Below are 18,316 nucleotides of genomic sequence, written 5' to 3' on the forward strand. Positions count from 1 at the left end.
AAGCCTTCCTATCCGATATTTTGATACAAGCTCATAATTGGGAGCATCACCGATAACATGATACCGCCGACAATTACAGCCATAATAATGATCATAATGGGTTCAATAAAGGTCACCAGCCGGGTGGTCGCCATTTCCGCTTCATAGTCAAAGGAGTCCGCCACTGATTCTAGCATATCATCCAGATTTCCGGATTCTTCGCCAATATAGATCGTGGATACCAGCTTGGCGTCAAACCCTTCAATGGTTTGGATCGACGCTGAAAGCGGCTCCCCATTGCGTACCTGCTCAATGGCATGAGGAAACTGCGATTGCAAGTAGGTGTTCCCGATGGTATCCCCGCTGATGGTCAGGGCGTTGATCATCGCCAAACCGCTGGAATATAGTGAACTTAGAGTTCTGGCAAAACGGGCAGTGTAAATAATCTTCATCAGCTTGCCGATCTGGGGGATTTTTAATTTAAACTGATCCAAGGCTTTTTTGACACCGGGGACTGTTATCAGAAAGCTTCCCAACACAATTAAAATCAATGTTCCGATAAGATAAATATACCAATAGGTGGTCATCGAATTACTGATATTAATCATTAACTGCGTAATCGCCGGCAATTCAATGCCTTCAAAGAGGGTAAAAAACTGGGGTAAAATCAAGGTAAAAATTAGAATCACAACCATGATCGTGATAAAAAATAAAATGATCGGGTAGGTCATCGCACTTTTAATTTTCCCCCGGAGCTTATGTTCCTTCTCATAGTGATCGGCCATCTTTCGGGCTGTTCCCTCCATCTGACCACTGGCTTCCCCGGATTTATACATATTGATCAGCAGCTCGGGAAAGGAGCCGCCGGTTGCTTCCATGGCATAAGACAGGGTATTGCCCCGTTGGATTTCCTGATACAGGATACTGTAAACTTTTTTGATCGGCGGTTTAATATCACGTTCTTCCATAATCTTAATCGCCCGGATCATGGTGATACCTGAAGCCAACATCCCGGAAATCTGTCTGGAAAAATCCGACAATTCCATTGGTTTTAGTTTATAAACCTTATGATGTTCCGAAACTTCGGTTATTTTTAAGGCAAATTCATTATTCTGCCGCAGCGTTCGTCGAACCAAATCCGAACTTGCGGCTTCCATGGTGCCCTTTACCATTTGAGACTGTAAGTTTTTTGCAGTGTATTTATAAACAGGCATAGGCCCTCCGTTTTTGACTTTAGCTTAAGCGATTATAACCCGAACAGGTTAAAATACCACTGTATTATTATATCACCAAATAGTAATGCTGTCATGATTCCGATGCATAAATAAGGGCCAAAGGCCATATGCTTATCCTTTGTTTTTCTGGCCAGCAGCATAACTGCCACCGCGCCCCCAAGGATCAGGCCAATAAAGGCTGCCAGCAAAGTATTTTCCCAGCCCAACAGAAATCCGGCGACCCCCATCAGCTTAATATCCCCACCGCCAAAGGCATCGGCGATAAAAAGAGCCAGGACCAACATCGGCAGACTAATCACTCCCATGCCAATCACTCGGGAAAGGAGCCCGATCTGAGGGAAAAAGAAAAAGCTGAGTAAAGCCGGTGCCATCAGCGCAATCACGAGACCATTGGGAATGGTCATAGTGGATAGGCTATACTTAACTGGACAGATTTACTAAGGTCATATAAACTAAATCCATAAAATGAAGGAGAACCAATATGACCAGAAGAGAACGCCGAATTTTTACAGATGAATTTAAAAATCAGGTCGTCCAATTATATTTAAACGGAAAACCCAGACATGAAATTATTAAGGAGTATGAATTGTCAGCTTCAGCCTTTGATCGTTGGGTGAAACAGCATCAAAACTCCGGATCATTTAAAGAAAAAGACAACCGCAGTGATGAAGAAAACGAGTTAATCAAATTGCGCAAAGAAGTCCAACAATTAAAAATGGAAAACGACATCCTAAAGCAAGCAGCGCTGATCATAGGACGAAAGTAGAAGTCATCCAAGCGAATCAAGACAGATACTCGGTATCAGCAATGTGTAAAGTCCTAAAAATAACACGAAGCACCTATTATTATGAGTCTAAAACCCGAAAATCAGAAGATGAAAAAAAACTGAAACAGGATATTACCGACATTTTCAAGGCTAGCAGGCGTAATTATGGCACGCGTAAAATCAAAAAAGAACTGGAAAAGAAAAAACAGATTGTATCACGCCGACGGATTGGCCGAATAATGAAAGAACTGGGCCTGGTATCGACCTATACAATCGCTCAATTCAAAGTTCATAAAACACCGGTAAACAATGATAAAATCCAAAACGAAGTTAATCGCCAGTTTGATGACAGAGAGCAGCTGGAAGTAGTTGTCAGTGATCTTACCTATGTTCGTGTTGCCGGAAAATGGAATTATGTATGTATTCTTCTGGATTTATACAATCGCGAAATTATTGGTTACAGCGCAGGCGCGCAAAAAGATGCCATGCTTGTTTATCAGGCTTTTGCAACGGTCAAATACAGACTGGATAAGATATCAATCTTCCATACGGATCGTGGAAATGAATTTAAAAACAATATTATTGATGGGATCATCGATACGTTTAATATCAGACGTTCATTGAGTCAAAAAGGTTGTCCGTATGACAATGCCGTTGCTGAAGCTACCTTTAAAGTTTTTAAAACTGAATTTGTGTATCCGAATACGTTTGACTCCCTGGAACAGCTAAAACTGGAATTGTTTGATTATATTCATTGGTATAATCACATCCGAATTCATTCGTCTCTTGATTATATGACGCCGATTGAATTCAAAACAGCAGACCTTAAAAAAGTTGTCTGAAAAAGTGTTGACAATCCAATAGTATCAAAGTCAATCATGGTAATACAGATTAAAATGGCCCCTGCCGAGAATACTACCAGCCACTGAAAGGATAGACCATAAACTGCAAAAATCAGGATTGCCATCAGCCCGGTAAAGAGTTCAACTAACGGATAGCGAACGGCGATGGGCTCACCGCAATCGACGCATTTCCCCCGTAGCCAGAAATAGCTAAACAGCGGAATATTGTGATAGCCCTTGATCTGAGCATTGCAACGGGGGCAGAACGAGCGTCCCTTGGCAAAGGATAGCGCCTTGGGTACCCGGTAGATAACCACGTTAAGAAAGCTACCGATAACAATTCCGATAACAAAGATATATAAATAGAGGATACTGTTAATCAGCACAAGCATATGCGTCTAAGTCCTTTCCTGAAAAGCGATCACTTAAGATAGCGTTTGTCTTTATTCTACTACTGATGGTTTCACCTGGCGAATACCGGGTTTCCCAACCATCACGGCTATAGACAATATAATCAATGGTAGCATCCCGATTATCATCAACCACCCGGATTTCGGCCTCACGATTGATCTCCTGACCAATCAGATCAACGAGATCCGTTTGAACCGGTACGTGGTAATCACCCAAAGCCTTAAATTCAATGGCTTTGGCCCGGGCTGCCAGATAGACCAGTTTGGCATTGGCGGCGTTGGTGGTATGACGTAAGGCTGTGACCAGACCTGAAATTATCAGTATGACCACGACGAGAATTAACACCACCGTCAGAACAAAACCTCGGCTAAACCCAATCGGTTCGTTATTTGAGGAAGCTAATTCATAGTCTTTGATTGGATGCAAGGGTTACCTCCCAAAATGATTTCTATTCTAAGAATGACAAGCGAAATTATTCTACCATAAACTTTACAGGATTGACTTAAATTGTTGGGGTTTAATTGTTAAATTCTTCTTTACTTATCGAAAAAACAGTGGCTTCAGCACTACAATTTCTACAGTGCAATAATGTATAACCGCCTGAACACGATCTCGGTAATGCTAAACTTGGTTTAAATAAAAAACTCCCGATCCCCGGGCAAACCCAATGACGGGTTTGCGCCTTGGATAGGGAGAGAGTACCCTATGGCGCATAGGGCTACAAATGTTTTAATTTATAAAATGTTAGTTTTTAACCACTGTGGCACTGTCATCTGAGATTGTAATGGTATAACCATCTTTTGTGAATTCAACTTCTGTAACCTGTGCTGTTTCTGTCGTTGCTGCACTACCAGCACCTACATCCACCGTCCAAGTAGCCAGACCTGCTGTAGTTCCTATCGAAATATCCGTACCAATATACTTAGCCATCTGTGCACTTGCCTTATTAGCTGCTGTTGTTCCTGGCGTAGCCAGTGCTTTTTCTGTTGCTACAGCCGCTGAACTTAATGCTGTTGAAAGTGCTCCATCAGTAAGACTTGTCGTGGCACCAAACTCAGTCGCTGTCGATTGTGCGGCGACATAGACCGTTCTTGCCTCTGCTATCATCGCTTTTCCCCGTGCATCATTCACAAATCCCAACATCGTCGGAATCGTAAACGCCGCCAAGATCGCCAGGATCACCAATACTACAATAATTTCGACCAGGGTAAATCCTTTTCTGTTTTTTTTAATTCTGTTAATTAATTCCATTTTGCGTCACTCCTTATTTTTTTATTTTATTACTTTCTTTGCTCTATATGATCATCTGCGCCTAGAGATGATTTATAAACTGGATTTATTGCTAAAACAGACCCACTTTCTCATGGTGTCCATTATTTTGTCTTAATCATTACGATTAGCTTTTTTGTCAAAAAAAGCCACACTTTCGTCGTGTGGCAACTGGCTGTCGTATCAAATTGGATTTTCAATACTTATTCCAATTGACTTAGACCCTTTAGCTTTGCGTCTCAGATTTTCATCTGTTTTGCCTTTATTTTATGCTGTCTACACTTAAATCTTATGTTAACACCTATTAAAAGTCAAGTTAAAACTTTACAAGTTTGTGACAACTTTCCGCTATTTAATCCGTTCAAGATTTATCCACAAAAATTCTATACCGTCACATCTTTTTTAAAACCCAAACACCTGCCACAGATACTCAGTTAATTTTTTATTACTTAGCCAACTTAAGCTTATTTATTCATTATTTATTCCAAGGTACCGCCGGTCGGGAAGCCGAAGCTTCCAGCTTTTTCACCGTCACATTTTCCTCATTAAACCAAACAACATATCCATTCTTGGCATAATAGACCTCTTTTACCTTACCTGGATTCCCCACCGCATAATCCATAATCACATACCAATAGGAATCGTCCTGTGCATAATTGCCACGATAATCCAAATTAGTAATTTTCAAATCATTACCAAGGTATTTTTTCATTTGCATGCTGGCCGCATTATGATAACTTTTTGAACCCGTCGTCTCACATCGCGATACCCAATATGAATTTAGATCATCATACGGATTATTACCACTGTTAGTTTTATCCAACCCTACACCGGTCCCAACGATTTCCGTCGCCGTTGTCTGTGCTGCCACATACACTTCCCTGGCTTCAGCGATATAGGCTTTCCCCTTGGCATCCGCGACAAACCCCAGCATTGTTGGAATGGTAAAGGCTGCTAAGATAGCCAGTACCACCAGTACCACAATAATTTCGACCAGGGTAAATCCTTTTTTTAGTTTTATGCTCTTTTTACCATTTTTCATTACTCTCCTCAACGCTTTCAAGCAAACACCACGGAATGTAAAGCGATGCACCAATTCATGATCACCATTTTGCAACGCTTGTATTATTATTTTCAATGGTTACCCGATAGCCATTTTTTAGGTATACCACTTTATTTACTTTTCCGGTTTTTCCATCTGCCGGGTCAACACCAACCGTTACTGTCCAAGCTGCCTCCTGATTCTCCGGTGTGGCTTGAGGCTTAGTCATCAAATCAAGATCTGAAATTTCAAGATCAGATCTAAGGTAACTAAACATTTTCAAACTCGCCTGAACTCTGGGAGAGTCATAGTCAAAATGATCCGGTTTATATTTACTCCGATACGATATCTTTGTCGAACCTAAACAATTTGATAATCCAAACCATTGATTACTTTCCGAATCCGTCAAATCAGTGATTCCACTAAATTCGGTTGCTACCGCTTGTGCCGCGACATAAACCTCCCGGGCTTCAGCAATATAGGCTTTTCCTCTGGCATCTGCGACAAATCCCAGCATCGTCGGTATGGTAAAGGCGGCCAGTATCGCCAGAACCACTAAGACGACAATAATTTCGACCAGGGTAAACCCTTTTTTTTGATCACGCTGTTTTTTAATCCACTCCATAAATCCCTCTTATCCCTCTTAAGTAATAATAATTCTCATAACCCGGTAAGATGACGGTGAAACGTTTTTTTATACAAAAAAAGCCGCATTAAATGCAGCAACTGGCTGTCGTATCATGTCGAATTTTTATCAATCCACTGATTTAGACCCTATAGCTTTGCGTCCCAGAGTTTCCTCTGATTTGCCCTTATTATTCACAGTTCTTTTTAATCATAGGTGAGCATCTCAAAAAAGTCAAGTTAAGAATTTACAAATATTGATATTTTCCCTTGGCTAATTTCGAGCTTTGTAACATCAATATCGTCCGCAAAGCAATTTTCTTTAACCTTTTTTTCACAAGTAGCATCTAAACGCTGCCGATACCAACCTTGGATTTATGATAAAACGATCGACAGCATTCGGGCGGTTGATAACCGCCCCTACAAATTCTATTTGACGTTATTGTTTTAGCCAACTACCGCCCAAAATACTGATTAAACTCCTGCTTGTCACTGGCCCATTCCAGACCGACTTCGTAGGTGATTTTCTGGTCTCTCACCAGCATCGCCAAATCGGCATTCAGGGTTTTCATACCGTCACGGCCGCCAGTTTGCATCACCGAAGCCAGCTGATGGGTTTTATTTTCGCGGATCAGATTAAGCACCGCATCGGTGCCAATTAGCACCTCCAGGGCGGCCATCCGACCTTCCCCAGTGGCCAGGGGCACCAGTTGCTGGGTAACGACCCCTTTTAAAATGCTGGACAGCTGGGTTCTAATCTGCTGTTGACTGTGGGGAGGAAAGACATCAATGATTCGATCAATGGTATTGGCCGCCCCAATGGTGTGGAGTGTCGACAAGACCAGGTGCCCCGTTTCGGCGGCGGTAACGGCAGCAGAAACGGTTTCGTAGTCGCGCATTTCACCCACCAAAATCACATCCGGGTCCTCCCGCAACGAAGACCGCAGGGCTTGTGCAAAAGAGTTGGCATCGACCCCAATTTCGCGTTGATGAACGATACTATGCTTATGCTCATGTTTGTATTCCACCGGATCTTCAATGGTTAAAATATGCACTGCCCGATTCATGTTGATGTAATCAATCATTGAAGCCAGCGTGGTTGACTTTCCGCTACCGGTGGGACCGGTGATTAAAATCAGTCCGCGTGGCTCACTGGCTAACTTCCGAATAATCGGCGGCAGTTTCAAGTCTTCAAAACTGGGAATGGTATCGTTAAGCAAACGGATGGCAGCAGCATAACTGCCCTGCTGTTTATAGATATTGACCCGCTGCCTTAGCCCTTCTGGGGTGACATGGCAAAAATCCAGATCGGTACCGGACTCCAGACTCTCCCGTTCAATCGGAGTCAACAAGCTAAAAATCAGGTTTTCAATCATTTGCGGATTATGTTCAAAGTCGCTTTGATAAAGCTTACCATTTTTTCTGAAAACCGGTGGCAGCTCCCGGGATAGATGAATATCCGAACAATCATTGCGGCGGCCATAATTAACCAGCTCTAAGAAATTTGTCATCTTGCTTCTCCCTATTCCACGTAATATGATAATTTAAGAAATTCTTCCATCGAGGTAATCCCCTGGATTGTCAGAATAGAGACACTTTTTCGCAAGGGGATCAGCCGCTCGGTTTCTTCCACATAGCTGTAAATATCCTCAATCGGTTCCCTTCGGGAAATTAAAGTCCGAATGGTTTTATCGATGGCCAGAATTTCATGGATAGCCGTTCGGCCTTTGTAACCGGTATTGTTGCACATGTGGCAACCGCGGCCCCGATACAAGGTGGTCAGCCGGGGTTCCCCCAGCAGGTCTTTCTCAATCTCGGTCGCCGCATAGGCTTCCCGGCAATTGGGACAGATTTTTTTGACCAGTCGCTGGGCTACTACCCCGGTTAATGAGTTGGCCACCATATAAGGCTCAACGCCCATATCCTGGAGTCGCACCACGGCCGATACCGCGTCATTGGTATGGAGGGTAGACAACACCAGATGACCGGTAATGGCGGAACGCACAGCAATGGAAGCCGTCTCGGAGTCCCGGGTTTCACCAACCATGATGATATCCGGATCCTGACGCAAAATCGAACGCAGACCCACGTCAAAGGTCAGCCCCGCCAGAATATTCACCTGAGTTTGATTGATCTTGGGCAGATTCCGCTCCACCGGATCTTCGATGGTAGCGATATTAACATTCCGCTGACTGAGCATTTCTAAAATCATGTACAGGGTGGTGGTTTTGCCGCTACCGGTCGGACCCGTGATATAAACCACCCCATGGGGGCTTTGGAGCATTTGAAGGATTTTCTGATAATCCCCATCATTCATTCCAAATTGACCGGCATGATCGAGTGGTACATTCATGCTTAAAAAACGCATCACCATTTTTTCGCCGTAAACGGTAGGGATACTGGAACTCCTGACATTCATTTCAACACCATCGATACGAATCCGGAAATGGCCATCCTGGGGGACCCGGCGTTCGGCGATATCCAGATTTGACAGGATCTTAATACGGGCAATCAGGGACTGATGGAGATTATTAGCCAGAGTCAGGTAATCAACAATCAGACCGTCAATTCGTAGCCGAATAATGGTTTCTTTTTCAAAGGGTTCAATGTGAATATCACTGGCCCCGGCATTATGTCCTTTTAACAAAACCGAATTGACCAAATTGACAATCGGGGCGTCTCCCTCATTGGTAAGAATGTCCTCCACAAAAGACAGGCTGCTGCCTTCAACCGTCTTATTGGCGGCTTTGGCGGCTTTTTTTGCTTCAATTTCGGTATAAGTTTTTCGGATTGTCTCAAGAATCACTTCGCGGGTGGCCAGAACAACATCAATGTTCATATTGGTAATCAGCCGTAGATCTTCAATGGCATAAAAATCCAAAGGATCATTCATCGCCACCACCAGGTGATTGTTCTCTTCGGCAATCGGGATCAGCGTATACTTAAAGGCAATATTCTGAGGGATTTTTCCCGCCGCATCCAAATCGATAACGGTATCCTTTAAATCCAACACCAGTACATTCAGGCGCTTAGACAAGGCCTCCAACAACTGAGACTCGGTAACGTAACCATAATCAACCAGAATCGCCCCCAGCCGTTTACTTTTATCCACCTTCTGATAAGCCAGGGCTTCTTGAAGCTGTTCTTCCTTAATAAATCCGGCGTTTATTAAAATATCACCAATTCGAATATTTTTAGTTTCCATTCTTTCCTTCTTCCCCAAAAATCACTTGCTTTAAAAAAATTTGCTTTTCAAATTCATGTACGGACATCGGTTTCCCAAAAAAGTAGCCCTGGATAATATCGCAGCCGAGTTTTCTTAACATTTCTACCTCTTCTTTTGTTTCAATCCCTTCGGCAACCACCGTCATCCCCAGTTTTTTAATCATATCAATAGTGGATTCCACCACGATATGGTTTTGCTCGCGATTGATGCGACTGTTGAAAAAGCCCTGATCCATCTTAATCACGTCCAAAGGTAAATTTCCCAACAGGTTGATCGAAGAATAACCGGATCCAAAATCGTCCATGGACATTTTAAAGCCATAGTTCCGAAAGGCTTGCCCAATCTCAATCATCCGATCGACATCTTCAAAAATACTGGATTCGGTGAGCTCAATTTCAAGCTGCCCCCGATGAATTCGGTACTGGTTGGTAATGCTTAGAACCCGTTCAATAAAATCAATCTGATTGAGATTTTTTCGAGAAATATTGACTGAGATCGATATGTCTGGATGTTTTTTGGCTTCCCAGCTTTTTAAGACTTTACACACCTCTTCTAACATAAACATATCCAATTTTCTAATAAACCCGGTTTGTTCAAAAATAGGAATAAATTCCCCCGGAGAGATCAGCCCTTTTTGAGGATGCCGCCACCGCACCAATGCTTCACCCCCGCAATAGCTATTGGTATGGAGATTATACTTGGGTTGGAGATACATTTCAAACTGATTGTTTTCCAGTGCATCTTCCATCTGATCGATAATTTCTTTTTCATCCCCAATTTTTTTACGGAAGGCATCTGAATAGAAAAACCAATGATGATTATCAGCGGTTTTAGCCGCAATCCGCGCCATGTTGGCCTTTTCTCTGATTTTTTCGAGGTTGCCCTTTTTATCTTCAATAATATAGATGCCAAAATGACAGGAGATCCGTTCCTTAATACCAATGGCTTCTCTTTCAACGTTAAGGACGCGAATAAATTCTTTAATCCGCCGGGTTATTTTATCCCGCTCATCACAAAGACAGAGAATCGCAAAATGATCACCAGACACCCGGGCATAGGTTTCTTGCTTGTTCATCCGCTCTTTTAAGATCTTTACCACTGTCTTAAGCACTAAATCACCCTTTTCATGGCCATATTCTTCATTGATAAAGCGAAAGCGGTCAATATCAAAGGTCAAAATGGCGCAACTGGTTACCGCTTTAGATTCTAAAACTTCAGTTGCTTCCAACTTGAACTTTTGCCAATTATTGCCTCCGGTCACCTCATCCACATAGGCAATCCGCTCCAACCTTTTTTTAGCACGGTCCTGAAAAACAAAGATCGTGGCAAACAAAATCGTAATGACAATGAATGACCCGCCAATCAGCAGAAATGAATACCAGCTAATTCTTCTTGTCTGGTCACTGATTACCTGGGTCGGCACGACTGTCATCATATACCAGTCGTTAATCTTAAGCGGCTGATAGACCGTATGGCGTTCCAGACCAGCATAACGAATCGAAAAACTGCCCTCTTCCCTTAAGGCCATCTTTTGTCTCACCACTGTCATATCATCTCCAGCTCTCATTTCTCCAAAATCCAATACCTTAAACATGTTTCCAAACACGCCCACACTATTGGGATGAAGCGATGAGATCACCTCATCCCCATTGGCCTTGACAATATAAGAGTAACCCTGGTTTGAAAAGCTCTCGACTTCCAGATAGTTTTTCATTTTTTCAGTTTCCACCGAAGCCAGAACAACTGCCACCACTTCATTGTTGCGATAAATCGGAGCTGCATAAACATTAATGGGTTTGCCGTCAGAATAGTCGGCAAGAGTATCCGATACGACCACCTTGCCGACCTTGGCTTCGGTAAAATAAGGGCGCTCGGATACACTGTAAGTTAGCCCATCCGTGGTCATCAGCTCGCCACTGAGACTAACAATCCCCATTCGTTTATACTCACTTTTTACCGCATTTATTTTGATCAGTTCGAGCATTTCCCGCTGATCCACTTTTCCACTGGCTTCAATTAGTTTACTGATGGTTTCCATATCTTGTAGGTGGGTTTCAACCTTGGCCTCCACTAATTGGGCACCCTGATTTCCCACCTCCGATAAATACAAATAGGTTTGTTCTTCTAACTCCCGATCAATAAGGGATACATATGCAAAGCTAAGCGTTAAAAAGAGAACAACAATCGCAGTTGCAATGACGCTTCCCCGAACAAATTTTAAACGTGGCTTCATTTGTCATCCTCTCTTCTATAAATTATCCCCACCTTACAAACCGCTTGTATCGCAGCATCATTTTAATCGGAGCATTCTTTTCATTCTACCAAATAAAAAGAACTTATTCAATGGCCTTGAATAAGTTCTTATGTTAAAAGACTGCTAAATCTATCGGATTTCTTTGATATCAACCAACTCGATTTCGGCCATGGTACGATTGGATTTTAAGCAATCCAGCAGCGCCTGGGCGGTATCTAAAGAAGTCAGCAGAGCAATCGAGGTTTCCACACATTTTCGTCGCATCCGAACATCATCATGATGGGGCATTCGACCCTTGCTTGAGGTGGAAATCACGTAGTTCAGCTTGCCGCTTTCAATCAGATCACCGATGTTTGGCTTGCTTTCCGCCAATCGACGAACCACCTTGGTGGGGATATTGTTTTCGTTGAGAATCAGGGCCGTTCCCACGGTGCCGTAGATAACAAAACCCATTTCGTGGAATTGGCGACCGATTTCGACAATCGCTTCTTTATCGCGATCTTTAACGGTCAGCAGGACTCCGCCAGACCGTTCCATGCTGCGGCCGGACGCGACCAGACCTTTATAGAGGGCATCGGCAAAGGTTTTGGCAACACCTAAAACTTCGCCGGTCGATTTCATTTCTGGTCCTAACTGGGTATCGACATCCTGCAGCTTAGAGAAGCTAAAGACTGGCACCTTAACGGCTACGTAGTCGCCTTCGGGGTGGAGCCCCGGGGCATAACCCAGGTCAGCCAGCTTATCGCCGAGCATCATTTTAGTGGCAATGTTGACCATCGGAATATCGGTCACCTTAGAAATATAGGGCACCGTTCGCGATGAACGGGGGTTCACTTCAATGACGTAGACTTCCTCTTCATAAATAACATATTGAATATTGACCATCCCGACAATATCCAGCGCCTTGACCAAGCGGCCGGTGTAGTCGATGATGGTATCGCGGGTCCGCTGATCAAGCGTTTGCGGCGGATAGACCGAAATCGAATCACCAGAATGAACCCCAGCCCGTTCGATATGCTCCATGATTCCCGGGATCAGGTAGTTTTCACCATCGCTGATGGCATCGACTTCGACTTCTTTGCCCATCAGGTATTTATCAATCAGGACAGGGTTTTCCAGGGCGATGGTGGTGATAATATCCATATATTCTACCACGTCTTCACTCTCGTAGGCGATGATCATGTTCTGCCCACCCAGTACATAAGAAGGCCTAAGCAGGACTGGAAAGCCTAAGCGTTCAGCCACTTCGACCGCTTCTGCGGTGGTATAAACGGTTTCGCCTTGAGGGCGGCGGATCTGGCAGGATTCCAGTAGCTGGTCAAAGACTTCACGGTCTTCGGCGGCATCAATATTCGCTGGTGAGGTACCCAGTACCGGGACGCCCATCTCTTCTAAATAACGGGTCAGTTTGATGGCAGTCTGGCCGCCAAACTGAACAATCGCACCGATTGGTTTTTCAGTTTCGACTACCGAGCGGACATCTTCTTTGGTCAAGGGTTCAAAATAGAGTCGGTCTGAGGTATCATAGTCGGTCGAGACGGTTTCCGGGTTGTTGTTAATGAAAATCGCTTCATAGCCTTTTTCCCGCAGCGCCCAGGCACAATGCACCGAACAATAGTCAAACTCGATCCCCTGGCCGATCCGAATCGGGCCGGAACCAAGTACTAAAACCCGTTCCTTACCCGAGGGATGTTCGGCAATAAATAAAGCCGCTTCATTTTCTTTATCCCGGGTCGAGTAAAAATAGGGCGTCTGCGCCGCAAATTCGCCGGCACAGGTATCAACCATTTTAAACGAAGCATAGGTTTTAGGATCTTCGTTGATTTTCTCGCCCGATAATTCCTCGATGGTTTTATCTAAAAAGCCGATTTCCCGGGCTACTCGCACCCGTTCTTCGGTTAAACCCAGGGTCGTCAGATCTTTTTCCATCACCGCCAGATGGCGCAGTTTATCTAAAAACCATTTGTCAATTTTGGTGATCGCAAAGATCGTATCCAGAGCAACGCCCCGCTTAATCGCTTCATAAACGACAAAAGAACGTTCATCATCCGAATCCGCAAGCATTTTCATGATGTCTTCATCACTCGCTTCCACCAATTTTTCAACGGTTAATGTTTCCATCCCCAACTCAATCGAACGAATGGCCTTCATCATCGCATGTTCAAAGCTGGAACCGATCGACATAATTTCACCAGTGGCCTTCATCTGAGTACCGAGGGTGCGTTTGGCATAAACAAATTTATCAAAGGGCCACCGGGGGAATTTAACCACAATGTAATCCAGAGCCGGTTCAAAGCAAGCTGTGGTCGTCCCTGTTACTTCATTAATAATTTCATCGAGTGAAAAACCTATCGCGATCTGACTGGCCACCTTGGCAATCGGATAGCCGGTCGCTTTTGACGCCAGAGCTGACGAACGGGAAACCCGGGGGTTAACCTCAATCACCGCATAGTTGAAGTTTTCCGGATTGAGGGCAAACTGACAATTACAGCCGCCTTCAACCTTCAGTGCGGAAATAATTTTAAGGGCGGAGGTCCGAAGCATCTGGTATTCTTTATCACTGAGGGTTTGGCAGGGTGCCACTACAATCGAGTCCCCGGTGTGAATTCCCACCGGGTCAAAGTTTTCCATACTACAGACGGTGATGACATTCCCTTTGGCATCTCGCATCACTTCAAATTCAATTTCTTTCCAGCCGGCAATCCCTTTTTCGACCAGAATCTGACTAATTGGTGACAGCCGAATGCCGTGGGTGGCGATTTCTTCCAGCTCCTGCTGGTTTGCCGCAATCCCGCCACCGGTGCCGCCTAAGGTAAATGCTGGTCGGACAATCACCGGATAACCGATAGTAGCCGCAAAGCGAACCGCATCTTCAATGGTAAGTACCACTTCGGAGGGAATACAGGGTTCGCCGATTTCGCGCATCATATCTTTAAAGGCCTGACGGTCTTCCGCTTTTTCGATGGTTTCCAGATTGGCGCCCAGCAGCTTGACATCATGGGCATCCAAAAATCCTTCCTTGGCCAATTGCATCGACAAGGTCAGGCCGGTTTGACCGCCCAGGGTGGAGAGTATACTATCCGGTTTTTCCAGCAGGATAATTCGTCTGATGACTTCCAGGGTTAAGGGCTCAATATATATTTTATCCGCCATGGCCTTATCCGTCATGATCGTCGCCGGGTTGGAGTTAATCAGAATAACTTCCAGACCATAGTTTTTTAAGGCCTTACAGGCCTGAGTACCGGCATAGTCAAATTCCGCCGCCTGTCCAATAACAATCGGGCCGGAGCCAATCACCAGGACTCGTTTAATATCGCTTCTTAAAGGCATCCTTGTTGCCCCCTTTCCATAAGATCAGTGAACTGTTCAAATAAATAGCCGGTATCGTTGGGTCCGGCACTGGCTTCGGGATGGAACTGCACCGTAAAGGCGTGGATGTCCGGATACTGCACCCCTTCGCAGGTGCCGTCGTTTAAATTAAAATGCGTCACGTTTCCCACTTCGGCCGGAATACTCTCCGGCACCACCGCATAACCATGGTTCTGGCTGGTGATAAAGACCCGATCTCTGGTGACATCTTTAACCGGCTGATTCATACCCCGGTGGCCGTATTTCAGTTTAAACGTTTCGCCGCCCATAGCTAAAGCCAGCAACTGATGTCCCAGACAGATGCCAAAAATGGGTTTGCCATAGTTGACAAAATCTTTGAGATTTTCAATGATTTCTATATTTTCAGCCGGATCTCCGGGTCCATTGGACAGCATGATGCCATCGGGATTAAGCATCCGGATTTCCTCAATGGTGGTGTTGGCCGGCATCACCGTGACATTGCAGCCTAAGCGCAGCAACATCCGCAGGATGTTATGTTTGTAGCCATAATCAATTAGCGCGACATGGTTGGCGCGGTTAACCTGGCTGTAATACCAGCCCTTGTTTTTGCGGCTAACCGTCTGCACCGGATTAACCACCTTAAAGTCGCGGATTTTTTCCATCAGGGCGGCTTTGGTGGTGGCAATGTCTTCGGTGGTAATGGCACCGTTCATGGTGCCGTGTTCACGAATTACCCGGGTAATGGCGCGGGTATCGACATCCCAGATCCCGATCTTATCCTGCTCAATCATAAACTCATTGATATTGTGGGTATTTCTGAAATTTGACGGTTCTTCACACCATTCTTTGGTGATATAACCGTTGATCCAGCTTCGTTCTGACTCCATATCGTCAGCATTAATCCCATAGTTTCCAATTAAGGGGTAGGTTTGCAGGACAATCTGTCCATAATAAGAGGGATCTGTGAGCACCTCCTGGTAACCGGTCATCCCGGTGGTAAAGACGATTTCGCCGATGGTGGTGCCTTCGCACCCAAAATTATAGCCCTCAAAAACACTGCCATCTGACAGCACCAACCAGGCTCGCTTATCTCGCTTGTAATAAGACATTGTTTACCTCCATTTTAAATATTTTCAAAAAATACCTGATTGCAGGCAACCAGGTATTTCAAATTAGCACATTTATCGAATTGCTAAGTCCTCTCGGTTCGGGCCAACGCCAACATAGGCGATGGTCGTTCCAACCAAGTCTTCAATTGTTTTAATGTATTTTTTGGCATTCTCTGGTAAATCTTCCAGTCGACGAATTCCTCTGGTTTCACTTAGCCAACCGGGAAGGGTGATATAAACTGGTTCAACCCGACCTAAATCTTCGGTGCTTGGAAAACTTTTTAGCAGTTCTCCATCTAATTTATAATCGATACAGATTTTAATTTCTGGCAGGTCATCGAGTTTATCAATTTTACATAAGGCCAGTTCATCATATCCGTTAATCGCATGGGTATATTTCAGCACCGGAATATCAATCCAGCCCAATCGACGAGACCGGCCGGTGCGGGCGCCAAACTCATCATCCGGTTTTTCGCCGGTACCACGGAGGATATCAATCGTGCCACCAAACTCTTCGGTCGGAAAGGGGCCAGCACCGACGGCACTAGAAAAAGCTTTGGCCACCCCAATCACGGTATCGATTTTTTTGGCCGGAAAGCCACCGCTGACGGCGGCATAGGCAGCAATCGGGTTGGATGAGGTAACATAGGGAAAAATCCCCAGATCAATGTCTTTCATCGCTCCCAGTTGACCCTCAAAAAGAATCTTTTTATCGGCTTCAATCATATCGTGTAAATAGCCAACCGGATTAACGATCATATGGCTAAAGGTTTTTGCCCAGGCCTGACATTTTGCAAACAAAGCCTCCACGGTATAGGGTTCGATCTTATAGGAAGCCATTTGGTCATTAACCACTGGCACAATAATTTCCAGTTTCTTTTTGACATTGTCAAGATTTAGTAAATCTTCAAAGCGCAAGCTTTTTCGCATCGCTTTATAGGCATAGGCTTGACCAATTCCCCGCTTGGTTGTACCAATGCCGCCGCTGGCTTCCATCAGTTCATCCAGTTTTTGATGATAGGGCATGAGAATATGAGCTTTAGCCGATATTTTAAGTCCTGCCAGGCTTAACTTTGCTTCAATGATCTGTTGCATTTCTTCAAGTAAAACATCCGGATTAACAACCATGCCGGTTCCGATTAAACATTGACAATCTTTGTTGAAAACACCACAGGGAATTAAATGAAGTTTGAAAATACCATAATCATTAATAACAGTATGACCTGCGTTGTCGCCCCCTTGAAACCGAACAATTAAATCAGACTGTTTGGCGAAATAATCCACCATTTTGCCTTTGCCTTCATCGCCCCATTGGGCGCCAACTAATACAGAAATCGACATCTATTCTCATTCCTTCCATCAACCTCAGATCAGAAAACACAATCAGAACAACTGTATTTCTTATCTATACTATGACTCAAATTCTCTTTTAATTTTTACACTTTTGGATCATTTTTACCCATAGTATTATAACATAAAGTCACAAGAATTGATCTATCTTTTTTTTTAAATTTCGATGATATTGTTTTCATGATTCGCGGAAGCTTTTTTGCCACAATCTGTGTTAATTCTTGCTCAGCCTTGACACCACCAATAAGCGCAATCTGATCGGCCTTCTTGCTGCATTGGATGCCTTATTATTCTAGTTTTTTTCTGCTGCTTCTAAATATTCTTGTAAATCCTCGGCCAGATCATAAGCAACCTTTTTATTTTCACTACTCAAATAGCTTTCCAATCTCGCTCTAATCTCCGGGTATTTTATTCCCAATATCCGGGCTGCTAAAATTCCGGCATTCCTGGCGTTATTAATTCCCACCGTTGCGACCGGCACCCCCTTGGGCATTTGGACAATCGACAGCAGCGAGTCCAACCCATCCAATTCCGCTAATTTTACCGGCACCCCAATGACCGGCAGCATCGTCAAGGCGGAAACCATCCCCGGCAAATGGGCTGCACCGCCGGCTCCGGCGATAATCACCTCGAGCTTTCGTGGTTGGGCATTTTTGGCGTAGTCAACCATTCGGTCGGGTGTGCGATGGGCTGAAACGACCTTTATTTCATAGGGCACCTGGCATTTTTCCAGGATCAGAGCCGCCTGACTCATGACCCTTAGATCTGATTTACTGCCCATAATAATCGCCACCATTGGCGCTGCTGTAGGCTTATTTTTATCTATCATCTTCACTATTTCCTTTCATTCCCATTCATTGCTGACCCGTTTATTGTTGA

The 18,316-nt window shown here is 44.4% G+C and carries 15 protein-coding genes and 2 riboswitches; of the genes, 1 reads left to right on the plus strand and 14 read right to left on the minus strand.

What is annotated here, in order from left to right; translation table 11 throughout:
- Positions 1-8: 8 nt before the first annotated feature.
- Positions 9-1,193 carry a type II secretion system F family protein gene (locus DOZ58_RS11225; protein ID WP_111888365.1) on the minus strand — a complete coding sequence of 395 codons (1,185 nt, stop codon included), beginning with the start codon at positions 1,191-1,193 and terminating at the stop codon, positions 9-11.
- A 32-nt stretch (positions 1,194-1,225) separates the two neighbouring features.
- Positions 1,226-1,618, minus strand: a complete 393-nt coding sequence (locus DOZ58_RS11230; RefSeq protein ID WP_242988482.1) for an A24 family peptidase — start codon at positions 1,616-1,618, stop codon at positions 1,226-1,228.
- A 77-nt stretch (positions 1,619-1,695) separates the two neighbouring features.
- Between DOZ58_RS11230 and DOZ58_RS11235 the strand changes: the two genes are divergently transcribed.
- Positions 1,696-2,822, plus strand: a protein-coding gene (locus tag DOZ58_RS11235) for an IS3 family transposase (RefSeq protein WP_111886419.1) whose coding sequence is annotated in 2 segments (ribosomal slippage) — positions 1,696-1,945 and positions 1,945-2,822 — 1,128 coding nt in all. Because the reading frame shifts where the segments join, the coding sequence is not laid out codon by codon here.
- Here the strand turns inward: DOZ58_RS11235 and DOZ58_RS11240 are convergent.
- The 12 genes from DOZ58_RS11240 to purE all read right to left on the minus strand — a co-directional run bounded on the left by DOZ58_RS11240 (position 2,771) and on the right by purE (position 18,266).
- Positions 2,771-3,208, minus strand: coding sequence for an A24 family peptidase (locus DOZ58_RS11240; RefSeq protein WP_242988483.1), 438 nt, complete (start codon positions 3,206-3,208; stop codon positions 2,771-2,773). The genes DOZ58_RS11235 and DOZ58_RS11240 overlap by 52 nt on opposite strands.
- Entirely contained in the window at positions 3,198-3,659 is a 462-nt protein-coding gene (locus DOZ58_RS11245; RefSeq protein WP_111888367.1) for a hypothetical protein, read from the minus strand. The genes DOZ58_RS11240 and DOZ58_RS11245 overlap by 11 nt, the downstream gene beginning before the upstream one ends.
- Before the next feature lie 318 nt (positions 3,660-3,977).
- On the minus strand, positions 3,978-4,484 hold the full coding sequence (locus tag DOZ58_RS11250; protein ID WP_111888368.1) for a type II secretion system protein: 507 nt from the start codon (positions 4,482-4,484) through the stop codon (positions 3,978-3,980).
- A 181-nt stretch (positions 4,485-4,665) separates the two neighbouring features.
- Positions 4,666-4,773, minus strand: a riboswitch (cyclic di-GMP riboswitch).
- Between the two features lie 204 nt (positions 4,774-4,977).
- The gene (locus DOZ58_RS11255; RefSeq protein WP_111888369.1) at positions 4,978-5,544 is read right to left on the minus strand and encodes a prepilin-type N-terminal cleavage/methylation domain-containing protein; all 567 of its coding nucleotides are present in this window, start codon (positions 5,542-5,544) and stop codon (positions 4,978-4,980) included.
- 61 nt (positions 5,545-5,605) lie between these two features.
- A complete protein-coding gene (locus DOZ58_RS11260; RefSeq protein ID WP_111888370.1) occupies positions 5,606-6,169 on the minus strand; it encodes a prepilin-type N-terminal cleavage/methylation domain-containing protein in 564 nt (187 codons plus the stop codon).
- 93 nt (positions 6,170-6,262) lie between these two features.
- Positions 6,263-6,365: riboswitch (cyclic di-GMP riboswitch) on the minus strand.
- A gap of 258 nt (positions 6,366-6,623) precedes the next feature.
- A complete protein-coding gene (locus tag DOZ58_RS11265; protein ID WP_111888371.1) occupies positions 6,624-7,679 on the minus strand; it encodes a type IV pilus twitching motility protein PilT in 1,056 nt (351 codons plus the stop codon).
- A gap of 11 nt (positions 7,680-7,690) precedes the next feature.
- A complete protein-coding gene (locus DOZ58_RS11270) occupies positions 7,691-9,373 on the minus strand; it encodes a GspE/PulE family protein (RefSeq protein ID WP_111888372.1) in 1,683 nt (560 codons plus the stop codon).
- Positions 9,363-11,627: an EAL domain-containing protein gene (locus tag DOZ58_RS11275; RefSeq protein ID WP_111888373.1), complete on the minus strand. Its 2,265-nt coding sequence runs from the start codon at positions 11,625-11,627 to the stop codon at positions 9,363-9,365. Before DOZ58_RS11275 ends, DOZ58_RS11270 begins: the two co-directional genes overlap by 11 nt.
- A gap of 150 nt (positions 11,628-11,777) precedes the next feature.
- Positions 11,778-14,978, minus strand: coding sequence for a carbamoyl-phosphate synthase large subunit (gene carB / locus DOZ58_RS11280; protein WP_111888374.1), 3,201 nt, complete (start codon positions 14,976-14,978; stop codon positions 11,778-11,780).
- Positions 14,969-16,087: a glutamine-hydrolyzing carbamoyl-phosphate synthase small subunit gene (carA, locus tag DOZ58_RS11285; RefSeq protein WP_111888375.1), complete on the minus strand. Its 1,119-nt coding sequence runs from the start codon at positions 16,085-16,087 to the stop codon at positions 14,969-14,971. The genes carB and carA overlap by 10 nt, the downstream gene beginning before the upstream one ends.
- A 72-nt stretch (positions 16,088-16,159) precedes the next feature.
- Entirely contained in the window at positions 16,160-17,428 is a 1,269-nt protein-coding gene (locus DOZ58_RS11290; protein ID WP_111888376.1) for an adenylosuccinate synthase, read from the minus strand.
- Positions 17,429-17,729: 301 nt separating this feature from the next.
- Positions 17,730-18,266: a 5-(carboxyamino)imidazole ribonucleotide mutase gene (purE, locus tag DOZ58_RS11295; RefSeq protein ID WP_111888377.1), complete on the minus strand. Its 537-nt coding sequence runs from the start codon at positions 18,264-18,266 to the stop codon at positions 17,730-17,732.
- Positions 18,267-18,316 lie beyond the last annotated feature (50 nt).

Source organism: Acetobacterium sp. KB-1 (genome assembly GCF_003260995.1).
GTDB lineage: Bacteria > Bacillota > Clostridia > Eubacteriales > Eubacteriaceae > Acetobacterium > Acetobacterium carbinolicum.